The sequence below is a fragment of the Superficieibacter sp. BNK-5 genome (assembly GCF_047456055.1).
Lineage (GTDB): Bacteria > Pseudomonadota > Gammaproteobacteria > Enterobacterales > Enterobacteriaceae > Superficieibacter.
The window spans coordinates 952,442-965,229 of record NZ_CP179893.1 but is presented as its reverse complement, the minus strand read 5'-3'; the positions used below and the strand labels follow the sequence as shown (position 1 = coordinate 965,229).

The window sequence follows — 12,788 nt, the reverse complement described above, 5'->3', positions numbered from 1 at the left end:
GAGACGATTTTCAGCCTGAACCAGATTAATCACTGCGCGGATGCGGGGTGATAAACAGAATTTGCCTGGCGGCAACAGCGCGGTGGTCCCACCTGACCCCATGCCGAACTCAGAAGTGAAACGCCGTAGCGCCGATGGTAGTGTGGGGTCTCCCCATGCGAGAGTAGGGAACTGCCAGGCATCAAACAAGAAAAACCCCGACCAACTGGTCGGGGTTTTTTGCTATGCATCTGTCAGATGAAAAGGGATGATGATGTCTGATTTCTATATCCGTATCTATAAAAATAAAATGATCGTCCGTAACCTGGATAGTAAGCAGGAAGCTACTGGCGCAGGACAATTTAGCAACCAGCGCATACTGATCGCTGACTTTCTTCAGGCTGCGGATTTACTTTCTGGCCTGTTCCAGAAAGTGACGCTTTCCTCAGGGTTATTTTCATTTTTTAAAACTGGCCAAACGCGTATTGTAGTTCAGGCTATGGAAATGAATGAAGGGGGCCTCTCTCCTGTAGAGGACAGAGCAATTATGGAAATGACTCTTTTTGCTTTACGTAAAAAATGCCGCTTCCTGCTAGTGTTTGATGGAGATATTCCATTAAAGGATGATGAAGTCCTTACAAAAATGACCACAAAGAAAGCCGCTCAGACAAAGAATATCGCCCGTTAAATTATCTCTGATCCCTTATCTTTGATACCGTAAATGCAGCAGCGGATAAGGCCGTCCCAGGTCATCCTTTTCTGAACGTCCCGTCACGCTAAACCCCATCTTTTTATAAAATCCTACCGCCTGATGATTTTGTTCATTCACGTTGGTGGTCAGTTCTGGTGCCAGCGATAGCGCATGCTCGATCAGCAACCTCCCCACGCCCTCGCCACGAAAATCAGGATCGACAAACAGCGCATCCATATGCTGAGCCGTAAGTAACATAAATGCTACCGGCTTATCTTTCTCTGTAGCCGCCACCCACAACGGTGCTTCAGGCAGAAAAGCCCGCACTAATTCTTCCAGCTCCGCCCGGTAGGCGGGTGTAAGGAAATCATGCGTGGCATCGACCGAGCGACACCAGATATCCGCCAGCATATCTACTTCGTCATGCCGGGATCGGCGGATCTTAATAACCATATTCTCTCCTTTTTTACCTGCTTATATTCTAACGTAAACACCGCCTTGAAACTTTCTCACCTTCAGCCTGCGCGCTCGACATTATGGATATTTCTGGGTATTGTCAGCTATCTGGATGTCTAAACGTTTAAACGTATGCAGTGAGGATATAAGTTATGCCGATTCGGGTGCAGGACGAGCTACCAGCCGTTAATTTTTTGCGTGAAGAAAACGTCTTTGTGATGACGGCATCGCGCGCTACCGGTCAGGAAATTCGTCCGCTGAAGGTACTCATTCTTAATCTGATGCCGAAAAAAATCGAAACGGAAAACCAGTTTCTGCGCCTGCTGTCAAACTCGCCGCTGCAGGTGGATATCAAACTGCTGCGGATTGACGCACGTGAATCGCGTAATACGCCGACAGAGCATCTGAACAACTTCTACTGCAACTTTGATGAGATTTGCCACGAAAATTTTGATGGCCTCATTGTCACTGGTGCACCGCTGGGCCTGGTCGAATTTAACGACGTTGCCTACTGGCCGCAGATCAAACAGGTGCTGGAATGGGCCAAAGATCACGTTACCTCAACACTATTCGTCTGTTGGGCGGTACAGGCGGCCCTCAACATTCTCTATGGTATCCCGAAGCAAACCCGCAACGACAAACTCTCAGGCGTCTACGAACATCATATTTTACACCCGCATGCACTGCTGACACGTGGTTTTGACGACACGTTTCTTGCACCGCATTCACGCTTTGCGGATTTCCCGACGGCACTCATTCGTGATTACACCGACTTAGAGATCTTTGCTGAAACGGATAGCGGAGATGCTTACCTGTTTGCCAGCAAGGACAAACGTATTGCCTTTGTCACCGGCCATCCTGAATATGATGCCAGTACGCTCGCCGGTGAATACTTCCGCGATGTAGAAGCCGGCCTAAGCCCGGACGTTCCGTACAACTATTTTCCGAAAAACGATCCCCAGAATAAACCTCATGCCACATGGCGAAGCCATGGCAATCTGTTATTTACTAACTGGCTCAACTACTACGTTTACCAGATCACACCATACGATCTGCGCCATATGAATCCTACGCTGGAATAATCCTCCACTCTTTACGATCCTAAAGCGTTTCAGCACGCTATTTAAGGCACCTTCGGGTGCCTTTTTCATTTCCGAAAACCACTTCAGTCTTTGTAATAAATTTATCTCTTTTTTTATCAATATGTTGAATGTTATTTAAATTTAAAATGGAAATAGTTTTTGATTTTAGAATTTATTTAAGTAGTCTTGATTGTGCTGAACGAAAAACCGACAACGATCTTCCGTTCGCACGGTAGACGATCCTGGATCAAAAACGACGAGGAGCAGCGCAATGACACAACAGGCAGAAACCGCAGATGAACTGGCCTTTAGCCAGCCTTACGGCGAACAGGAAAAGCAAATCCTGACGCCGGAAGCCACAGAATTTCTCAGCGAACTGGTGACCCGGTTTACGCCAAAACGCAATCAACTTCTTGCCGCACGCGTTCAGCAGCAGCGGGATATTGATAACGGTACGTTGCCGGATTTTATTTCGGAAACCGATTCCATTAGAAATAGCGACTGGACTATTCGTGGTATTCCGGATGATTTACAGGATCGTCGCGTCGAGATCACTGGCCCGGTCGAGCGCAAGATGGTGATTAATGCCCTGAACGCCAACGTGAAAGTGTTTATGGCCGATTTCGAAGATTCACTGGCTCCCGACTGGAACAAAGTGATTGATGGACAAATTAACCTGCGTGACGCGGTTAACGGCACCATCAGCTATGCCAACGAAGCCGGAAAAATTTATCAGCTCAAACCTGACCCGGCAGTGCTGGTTTGTCGCGTTCGCGGTCTGCATCTGCCTGAAAAACACGTTACCTGGCGCGGCGAAGCGATTCCTGGCAGCTTGTTTGACTTTGCGTTGTACTTTTTTCACAACCACAAGGCGTTGCTGGCAAAGGGCAGTGGCCCCTATTTCTATTTGCCCAAAACACAGTCCTGGCAGGAGGCCGCGTGGTGGAGTGAGGTTTTCAGCTATACCGAAGATCGTTTTAACCTGCCGCGCGGCACCATCAAAGCAACGTTATTGATTGAAACCTTGCCTGCCGTCTTCCAGATGGATGAGATCCTGCACGCCCTGCGCGATCATATTGTAGGCCTGAACTGTGGGCGCTGGGATTATATCTTCAGCTATATCAAAACGTTGAAAAACTACCCGGACCGCGTGCTGCCTGACCGCCAGGTCGTCACCATGGACAAGCCTTTCCTCAGCGCCTATTCGCGTCTGCTGATCAAAACCTGCCACAAGCGTGGTGCATTTGCGATGGGCGGCATGGCGGCGTTTATTCCCAGCAAAGATGCTGTGCGTAATACACAGGTGCTCAACAAAGTGAAAGCGGACAAAGCGCTGGAGGCGAATAACGGTCACGATGGTACCTGGGTTGCTCATCCCGGTCTGGCAGATACGGCGATGGCTATTTTCAACGATGTGTTGGGCGCGAACAAAAACCAGCTATCCGTTACCCGTGACGACGATGCGCCGATCACCGCCGAACAACTGCTGGCTCCCTGCGAAGGCGAGCGTACCGAAGAGGGGATGCGCGCCAATATTCGCGTGGCGGTGCAATACATCGAAGCGTGGATCTCGGGCAACGGCTGCGTGCCGATTTACGGTCTGATGGAAGATGCTGCAACGGCGGAAATTTCCCGTACCTCGATCTGGCAGTGGATCCATCACGAAAAAACGCTGAGTAACGGCAAACCTGTCACTAAATCCCTGTTCCGTCAGATGCTGGCGGAAGAGATGCAGGTGATTCAGGAAGAACTCGGTGAGCACCGCTTCAGCAGCGGGCGCTTTACTGACGCTGCGCGCCTGATGGAGCAGATCACCACTTCAGATGACTTAATCGATTTCCTGACCTTGCCTGGCTACCGCCTGCTGGCGTAATTCACCCTACAAAAATGGAGCATCTGCATATGAAAACTCGTACCCAACAAATCGAAGAATTACAAAAAGAATGGACACAACCGCGCTGGGAAGGCATTCGTCGCCCGTTTAGCGCGGAGGAAGTGGTGAAATTACGCGGCTCGGTGAATCCGGAATGCACGCTGGCGCAGCTTGGCGCGGCTAAAATGTGGCGCTTACTGAATGGTGAATCGAAGAAAGGGTATATCAACAGCCTCGGCGCGCTGACCGGCGGTCAGGCATTGCAGCAGGCGAAAGCCGGGATCGAGGCGATCTATCTTTCTGGCTGGCAGGTGGCAGCGGACGCGAACCTGGCTGCCAGCATGTACCCGGATCAATCGCTGTATCCGGCAAACTCGGTGCCGGCGGTGGTGGATCGGATCAACAATACCTTCCGCCGCGCGGATCAGATCCAGTGGTCGTCCGGTATTGAGCCAAACGATCCGCGTCATGTGGATTATTTCCTGCCGATCGTCGCTGATGCGGAAGCCGGTTTTGGCGGCGTGCTGAACGCTTTCGAACTGATGAAATCGATGATTACCGCCGGTGCAGCGGCGGTGCATTTCGAAGATCAGCTCGCCTCTGTGAAGAAGTGTGGGCACATGGGCGGGAAGGTACTGGTTCCGACGCAGGAAGCGATTCAGAAACTGGTCGCCGCGCGTCTGGCGGCTGACGTGATGGGCGTTCCGACGGTACTGATCGCCCGTACCGATGCCGATGCGGCGGATTTGATCACCTCCGACTGCGACGCTTATGACAGCGAATTTATCACCGGTGAGCGCACCAGTGAAGGGTTCTACCGCACTCGTGCAGGTATTGAACAAGCGATCAGCCGCGGTCTGGCCTACGCGCCGTATGCCGACCTCGTATGGTGTGAAACCTCCACGCCGGACCTGGAGCTTGCCAGACGTTTTGCTGACGCTATCCACGCGAAATACCCCGGCAAACTGCTGGCCTATAACTGCTCGCCGTCGTTTAACTGGCAGAAGAATCTGGACGATAAAACCATCGCCAGCTTCCAGCAGCAACTATCAGAGATGGGCTACAAGTACCAGTTCATTACGCTGGCGGGCATTCACAGCATGTGGTTTAACATGTTCGACCTGGCGCATGCCTACGCGCAGGGCGAAGGCATGAAGCACTACGTTGAGAAGGTTCAGCAGCCGGAGTTTGCTGCCAGCAAAGAAGGCTACACCTTCGCGTCGCACCAGCAGGAAGTGGGCACCGGCTACTTTGATAAGGTAACGACCATTATTCAGGGTGGAGCTTCTTCTGTTACCGCGTTGACGGGTTCCACGGAAGAATCGCAGTTCTGAGCACCCCCTCTCCCTGAAAAGAGGGGGGAACCAACCTGACTCCCGCAGAGTCAGGCACCGGAGCCGCTTTCTCTCTCTCCCTCAGGGAGAGGGGGGATGAGGGGAAGCCCTTAAACAGGAGCCACGATGACGCGAAGCCTGGAATTACTCATAGCGCAAACCATCCTGCAAGGCTTCGACGCGCAGTACGGTCGTTTCCTGGAGGTCACCTCCGGCGCGCAACAGCGCTTTGAACAGGCGGACTGGCACGCCGTTCAGCAGGCGATGAAAAACCGTATTCATCTCTACGACCATCACGTCGGCCTGGTTGTCGAGCAGTTGCGCTGCATCACCGATGGCAAAAGTACCGATGCAGAATTCCTGCTGCGGGTAAAACAGCACTATACCGCCTTACTCCCGGATTACCCTCGCTTTGAGATAGCGGAAAGCTTCTTTAACTCCGTCTATTGCCGGTTATTTGACCACCGCTCGTTAACACCCGAGCGGCTTTTTATTTTCAGCTCCCAGCCAGAACGCCGCTTTCGCACCATTCCCCGTCCGCTGGCGAAGACCTTCTCCCCTGAACACGGCTGGGAGACGCTGCTGGGTAAAATGTTAAGCGATTTACCGCTGCGTTTACCCTGGCAGGATCGCCTGCGCGATGTGGGCTACATTATCGCGCAACTGACGGAAACGTTCGGCGATGAGCTATTGTGCCAGGCGCATCTGCATATCGCCAATGAACTTTTTTATCGTAATAAAGCCGCGTGGCTGGTGGGTAAAATAGTCACCCCGACGGGCACGCTGCCCTTTTTGCTGCCGATCCACCGCTCGGATGACGGCGAACTCTTTGTTGATGCCTGTCTGACAGGTAGTGACGAGGCCAGCATCGTGTTTGGTTTTGCCCGCTCCTATTTCATGGTTTATGCACCGCTGCCTGCCGCGCTGGTCGAGTGGCTGCGGGAGATCCTGCCGGGCAAGACCACTGCCGAACTGTACATGGCGATCGGCTGCCAGAAGCATGCAAAAACCGAAAGCTACCGTGAGTATCTGGCTTACCTCGCCAACACCGACGAGCAATTTATTGAAGCGCCAGGCATTCGCGGCATGGTGATGCTGGTGTTCACCCTGCCGGGCTTCGACCGGGTATTCAAAATCATCAAAGATAAATTCGCCCCGCAAAAGGAGATGTCTGCGGCGCACGTGCGCGCCTGCTATCAACTGGTCAAAGAGCACGATCGCGTCGGGCGCATGGCGGATACCCAGGAGTTTGAAAACTTCGTGCTGGAGAAAAGGCAGATCTCTGCGGCGCTGATGGCGCTTTTACAAGAAGAAGTGCCGGAAAAAATCGCCGATCTCGGCGATCGCATTGTTATCCGCCATCTTTATATCGAACGCCGTATGGTGCCGCTGAATATCTGGCTGGAGCGGGTAGAGGGTCAGCAACTGCGCGATGCGATTGAAGAGTATGGCAATGCTATTCGGCAGCTTGCCGCCGCCAACATATTCCCCGGCGATATGCTGTTTAAAAACTTCGGGGTCACCCGTCACGGTCGCGTGGTGTTCTACGATTACGATGAAATTTGCTATATGACGGAAGTGAATTTCCGCGATATCCCGCCGCCGCGCTACCCGGAAGATGAACTGTCCAGCGAACCCTGGTATAGCGTCGCGCCGGGTGATGTCTTTCCGGAAGAGTTTCGCCACTGGCTGTGCGCCGATCCGCGTATCGGTCCGCTGTTTGAAGAGATGCACGCCGACCTTTTTCGCGCCGACTACTGGCGGTCGTTACAGGCGCGTATCCGCGAAGGTCATGTAGAGGATGTGTACGCCTATCGCCGTCGGCAGCGGTTTAGCGTGCGCTACGGCGCGACGGAACCTGCGCTTTTGCGAGCCGCTTTCCAGTAATGAAACGGGTGGCTGGCACTTTACCCTTTGGCACCGTATCGTCGTCTGTAAATCGCGGGTGCAGGTATTTGAGATGCTAACAACGAGGTGCAGTGCAGGCGGGTTAACGATGATTTCACTGGAGTCGTCAACATCTTCTTTCTATTATGTCTGTATTGGACATTCAAGCCATTTTAGACGGGAGAAGAATGTATGCACGTTATGCCCGCGCAGCAAGCCAAGAACCAGTTTGGAGATTTATTGATGAAAGCCCAGCATGAACCGGTGGAGATCAGCAAACACGGTAAGCGAGTGGCCGTAGTTATTTCCCCTGAAGAATATGATCGTTTTACTGAACTCAAATTACAGAGTCTGAAAGCCGTTCTGGCTGAATCGCTGGCGCAGGCCGAGAAAGGGGAGCTACACAGTATTGACGACGTATTTGGCCCCTTAACTCAGGATGAACTAAACGGTCATTGAGGGCAAAGCTAAGGGATGAGCGTTAAATTTACGACTAAAGCTAAAGAGCATATTCGCGCAATCAGAATTTATTCAACGCGTCGTTGGGGAAAGGAAGTTGCAGAAGTCTATTCCTCCGTCATTCGCGCGACGATAACAGGAGTTCTCGACAGACATCCCTCTCCCGGGCGTGACCGCAGCGACGATCTTTTTCCCGTTATCCGCAGCTTTCCAGTAGAAAGCCATATTATTTATTATCGTGAAGTCGCGACAGGTGTTCTCGTTCTGGCGATATTGCATGAAAAGCAGGATCCACATCATTCTCTGTAACGTTGTGCCAGAGATGCAAAAATCACCGCACTCCGCCATAGGCCAGCGTTACCTCTTTCGCCGCCTTAATCACCATCGCACCAAACTCGGTCACCCGGTCATCGGTAATACGCGATATTGGCCCCGAAATAGAAATGGCCGCAAACGGTTCGCGATGTTCGTCATAAATACACGACGCCACGCAGCGCAGGCCGAGCGCGTGCTCCTCATCATCGAAGGAATAGCCGCGTTTGCGCGTCTGGGCGAGATCTTCCTTCAGATGCAGCGGCGACACCAGCGTGGCATGCGTATACGCATGTAGCCCCTGACGATGCAGCAACCCGGTCACCTGCTCTTCGCTTAATTGCGAAAGAAACGCTTTCCCCGCGCCAGACGCGTGCATCGGCAGCTTACCGCCGATGGGAGCCGACATACGCATCAGCTGCGTACACTGCACCTGATCGATAATAATGGCCTGATGATCGCTCTGATCGAGCACCGCCAGGTTCACCGTCTCGCCGGAGTCTTCCATCAGCGCGCGCAGGATCGGGTGAACAATCGCCAGCAGATTACGACTCTGCAAAAAGCTGCTGCCGACCATAAAAGCATGCGCGCCCACGGACCAGTGTCCCAGTTCGCCGACCTGACGGACAAAGCCAAGCTGCTGCATGGTGGTCAATAAACGGTGCGTCGTGGAGTTGGGTAAACCAGCCTGCTGCGCCAGCTCGGTCAGCGCGACGCTGCCGTTGGATTCAGCAATCCACTCCAGCAGCTTTAAACCGCGCGTCAGAGACTGAACCTGGCCGGTTGCCTGTTGTGCGGTGGCGGGGGCGGGCTTTCTGCCGCGTTTTGCGGGGACGGGGGCAACCATAAGCAACTCCTTTTCTGTATCGTGGAAATCATTTTCGTTTTATTTGAGTATAATGCAACAACAACCATGCTCATCGGATGAGTGTGAATGAACTTGTCTCATGTTCAGGACTGTTCTCTTTTCCGCCTGCACGCTTTGTGCCAGTATGGCGTGTTACGTTGAGCGTTGTCGGGAGCGAGTGTGAGCAGCAAAGTGGAGCAACTGCGTGAGCAGTTAAACAAGCGTATTCTGGTTCTGGATGGGGGCATGGGCACCATGATCCAGGGCTACCGTCTGGATGAGCAGGATTTTCGCGGCGAGCGCTTTGCCGACTGGCCGTGCGATCTGAAAGGCAATAACGACCTGCTGGTGCTCAGCCAGCCAGAGACTATCGCCGCTATCCACAACGCCTACTTTGAGGCGGGTGCGGATATTATCGAAACCAACACTTTTAACTCGACGACCATCGCGATGGCGGATTACCAGATGGAATCCCTGTCAGCGGAAATCAACTTTGCCGCGGCAAAACTGGCGCGCGCCTGCGCCGACGAATGGACTGCCCGCACGCCGGAAAAACCGCGTTATGTCGCAGGCGTGCTTGGTCCGACTAACCGCACGGCGTCTATCTCTCCGGACGTGAACGATCCGGCGTATCGCAACATTACTTTCGATCAGCTGGTGGCGGCGTATCGGGAATCCACCAAAGCGCTGGTGGAAGGCGGCGCGGATCTGATCCTCATTGAAACCATCTTTGATACGCTCAACGCCAAAGCCGCCATTTACGCGGTGAAAGAAGAATTTGAAGCGCTGGACGTGGAACTGCCGATCATGATCTCCGGCACCATCACCGACGCCTCCGGCCGCACGCTCTCCGGCCAGACGACCGAAGCCTTTTATAATGCCCTGCGCCACGCCGACGCGCTCACCTTCGGCCTGAACTGCGCGCTGGGGCCGGACGAACTGCGCCAGTACGTGCAGGAACTCTCGCGCATTGCCGAATGCTATGTCACCGCGCACCCGAACGCCGGGCTGCCCAACGCCTTTGGTGAATACGATCTCGACGCCGACACCATGGCGACGCAGATCCGCGAATGGGCGGAATCGGGCTTCCTGAACATTGTCGGCGGCTGCTGCGGCACGACGCCGGAGCATATCGCCGCCATGAGCCGGGCGGTTGAAGGCCTGCCGCCGCGCCGGTTGCCGGATATTCCGGTGGCCTGCCGTCTTTCCGGGCTGGAACCGCTGAACATCGGCGACGACAGCCTGTTCGTCAACGTCGGTGAACGTACTAACGTTACCGGCTCCGCCAAATTCAAGCGCCTGATTAAAGAAGAAAAATACAGCGAAGCGCTGGATGTGGCGCGTCAGCAGGTGGAAAGCGGCGCACAGATTATCGATATCAACATGGACGAGGGGATGCTTGATGCCGAGGCGGCAATGGTGCGTTTTCTCAACCTGATTGCCGGTGAGCCGGACATCGCCCGGGTGCCCATCATGATCGACTCCTCCAAATGGGAGGTCATTGAAAAAGGGCTGAAGTGCATTCAGGGCAAAGGCATCGTTAACTCTATCTCAATGAAAGAAGGCGTTGAGCCGTTTATTGAGCATGCGAAAAAGGTGCGCCGCTACGGTGCCGCCGTGGTAGTGATGGCCTTTGATGAAGTCGGCCAGGCGGATACCCGCGAGCGTAAAATCGAGATTTGCCGCCGCGCCTATAACATCCTGACCGAAGAGGTGGGCTTCCCGCCGGAAGACATTATCTTCGACCCGAACATCTTTGCGGTTGCCACCGGCATTGAAGAGCATAACAACTACGCGCAGGATTTTATCGGTGCCTGTGAAGACATCAAACGCGAACTGCCGCACGCGCTGATTTCCGGCGGCGTCTCCAACGTTTCCTTCTCGTTTCGTGGCAACGACCCGGTGCGCGAAGCGATTCATGCGGTATTCCTCTATTACGCTATCCGCAACGGCATGGATATGGGCATCGTTAACGCCGGGCAACTGGCGATTTATGACGATTTGCCTGCCGAGCTGCGCGACGCGGTAGAGGACGTGATCCTCAACCGTCGCGACGACGGCACCGAGCGACTGCTGGAACTGGCGGAAAAATATCGCGGCAGCAAAACCGACGAGACTGCTAACGCTCAGCAGGCGGAATGGCGCTCCTGGGACGTGAAAAAACGTCTCGAATACTCGCTGGTCAAAGGCATCACCGAGTTTATCGAGCAGGACACCGAAGAAGCCCGCCAGCAGGCGACGCGGCCGATTGACGTCATCGAAGGTCCACTCATGGACGGTATGAATGTGGTCGGCGATCTGTTCGGCGAAGGTAAAATGTTCCTGCCACAGGTGGTGAAATCCGCCCGCGTGATGAAACAGGCGGTGGCCTGGCTCGAACCCTATATTGAAGCCAGTAAGGAGAAAGGCTCCAGCAACGGTAAGATGGTCATCGCGACCGTAAAGGGTGACGTGCACGACATCGGCAAAAACATTGTTGGCGTGGTGTTGCAGTGTAATAACTACGAAATTATCGATCTCGGCGTGATGGTACCGGCAGATAAGATCCTCAAAACCGCGAAAGAGGTCAATGCGGACCTGATCGGCCTCTCCGGGCTGATTACCCCCTCGCTGGATGAAATGGTGAACGTGGCGAAAGAGATGGAGCGTCAGGGCTTTACCATTCCGCTACTGATTGGCGGCGCGACCACGTCCAAAGCGCATACTGCGGTGAAAATCGAGCAGAACTACAGCGGTCCGACGGTTTACGTACAAAACGCCTCCCGCACTGTCGGTGTGGTGTCGGCATTGCTGTCTGATACTCAACGTGATGAGTTTGTCGCCCGTACCCGTAAAGAGTACGACACCGTGCGCATCCAGCATGGACGCAAGAAACCGCGCACGCCGCCGGTGACGCTGGCGGCAGCGCGTGATAACGATCTCGCATTTGACTGGCAGAGTTATACTCCGCCGGTCGCGCATCGCCTGGGTGTGCAGGAAGTCACCGCCAGCATCGACACCCTGCGCAACTATATCGACTGGACGCCGTTCTTTATGACCTGGTCGCTGGCGGGGAAATATCCACGCATCCTCGAAGATGAGGTGGTGGGCGAGGAAGCGCAGCGCCTGTTTAACGATGCTAACGCCATGCTCGATCAATTAAGCGCAGAGAAATCACTCAACCCGCGCGGCGTGGTGGGACTCTTTCCTGCCAACCGCGTGGGCGATGACATCGAAATCTACCGCGACGAGACGCGCACGCATGTGCTCACCGTCAGCCATCATCTGCGTCAGCAGACGGAAAAAGTCGGCTTTGCCAACTACTGCCTGGCCGATTTCGTGGCACCGAAACTGAGCGGCAAGGCGGATTACCTCGGTGCCTTCGCCGTCACTGGCGGGCTGGAAGAAGACGCGCTGGCAGAGGCTTACGACGCGCAACACGATGATTACAACAAGATCATGGTCAAAGCGATCGCCGACCGCCTGGCGGAAGCCTTTGCTGAATATCTGCACGAGCGGGTACGTAAAGTGTACTGGGGCTATGCGGCGCACGAAAACCTCAGCAACGAGGAGTTGATCCGCGAGAACTACCAGGGGATTCGCCCCGCGCCGGGTTATCCGGCCTGCCCGGAACATACCGAGAAAGGGACTATCTGGCAGTTGCTGGGCGTAGAAGAACATACCGGCATGAAGCTCACTGAGTCTTTCGCTATGTGGCCGGGCGCCTCGGTCTCTGGCTGGTACTTCAGCCATCCCGACAGCAAATACTTCGCCGTGGCGCAGCTCCAACGCGACCAGGTTGAAGACTATGCGCGACGTAAAGGCATGAGCGTGGCCGACGTCGAACGCTGGCTGGCACCGAATCTGGGGTACGATGCGGATTAATCAT

The 12,788-nt window shown here is 54.1% G+C and carries 10 protein-coding genes and 1 rRNA gene; 9 read left to right on the top strand and 2 right to left on the bottom strand.

The annotated features are described in order from the left end of the window. Positions 1 to 64: 64 nt before the first annotated feature. Both rrf and ACMGGS_RS04675 read left to right on the top strand, forming a co-directional pair. A 5S ribosomal RNA gene (gene rrf, locus ACMGGS_RS04680) occupies positions 65 to 180 on the top strand. A 67-nt stretch (positions 181 to 247) separates the two neighbouring features. Next, a complete protein-coding gene (locus ACMGGS_RS04675; RefSeq protein WP_414165232.1) occupies positions 248 to 667 on the top strand; it encodes a YjaA family stress response protein in 420 nt (139 codons plus the stop codon). Between the two features lie 15 nt (positions 668 to 682). Here ACMGGS_RS04675 and ACMGGS_RS04670 read toward each other — a convergent pair whose 3' ends face one another. After that, entirely contained in the window at positions 683 to 1,123 is a 441-nt protein-coding gene (locus tag ACMGGS_RS04670) for an acetyltransferase (RefSeq protein ID WP_414165231.1), read from the bottom strand. A 155-nt stretch (positions 1,124 to 1,278) separates the two neighbouring features. On the opposite strand from ACMGGS_RS04670, the gene metA reads away from it, so the two are divergent. The 6 genes from metA to ACMGGS_RS04640 all read left to right on the top strand — a co-directional run bounded on the left by metA (position 1,279) and on the right by ACMGGS_RS04640 (position 8,070). Continuing rightward, on the top strand, positions 1,279 to 2,208 hold the full coding sequence (gene metA, locus ACMGGS_RS04665; RefSeq protein WP_414165230.1) for a homoserine O-succinyltransferase MetA: 930 nt from the start codon (positions 1,279 to 1,281) through the stop codon (positions 2,206 to 2,208). A 271-nt stretch (positions 2,209 to 2,479) separates the two neighbouring features. Continuing rightward, positions 2,480 to 4,081, top strand: coding sequence for a malate synthase A (gene aceB, locus ACMGGS_RS04660; protein WP_414165229.1), 1,602 nt, complete (start codon positions 2,480 to 2,482; stop codon positions 4,079 to 4,081). A 29-nt stretch (positions 4,082 to 4,110) separates the two neighbouring features. Continuing rightward, positions 4,111 to 5,415 carry an isocitrate lyase gene (gene aceA, locus ACMGGS_RS04655; protein WP_414165228.1) on the top strand — a complete coding sequence of 435 codons (1,305 nt, stop codon included), beginning with the start codon at positions 4,111 to 4,113 and terminating at the stop codon, positions 5,413 to 5,415. 126 nt (positions 5,416 to 5,541) lie between these two features. Then, a complete protein-coding gene (gene aceK, locus ACMGGS_RS04650) occupies positions 5,542 to 7,302 on the top strand; it encodes a bifunctional isocitrate dehydrogenase kinase/phosphatase (RefSeq protein ID WP_414165227.1) in 1,761 nt (586 codons plus the stop codon). A 192-nt stretch (positions 7,303 to 7,494) separates the two neighbouring features. Further along, positions 7,495 to 7,761, top strand: coding sequence for a type II toxin-antitoxin system Phd/YefM family antitoxin (locus ACMGGS_RS04645; protein ID WP_414165226.1), 267 nt, complete (start codon positions 7,495 to 7,497; stop codon positions 7,759 to 7,761). 15 nt (positions 7,762 to 7,776) lie between these two features. Beyond that, positions 7,777 to 8,070 (top strand): type II toxin-antitoxin system RelE/ParE family toxin, encoded by a 294-nt coding sequence (locus ACMGGS_RS04640; RefSeq protein WP_414165225.1) that lies wholly within the window; start codon positions 7,777 to 7,779, stop codon positions 8,068 to 8,070. 22 nt (positions 8,071 to 8,092) lie between these two features. Here ACMGGS_RS04640 and iclR read toward each other — a convergent pair whose 3' ends face one another. Next, positions 8,093 to 8,920: a glyoxylate bypass operon transcriptional repressor IclR gene (gene iclR, locus ACMGGS_RS04635; protein ID WP_414165224.1), complete on the bottom strand. Its 828-nt coding sequence runs from the start codon at positions 8,918 to 8,920 to the stop codon at positions 8,093 to 8,095. Between the two features lie 180 nt (positions 8,921 to 9,100). Here iclR and metH point away from each other — a divergent pair, with 180 nt between their 5' ends. Then, positions 9,101 to 12,784 carry a methionine synthase gene (gene metH, locus ACMGGS_RS04630; RefSeq protein WP_414165223.1) on the top strand — a complete coding sequence of 1,228 codons (3,684 nt, stop codon included), beginning with the start codon at positions 9,101 to 9,103 and terminating at the stop codon, positions 12,782 to 12,784. Positions 12,785 to 12,788: the final 4 nt, after the last annotated feature.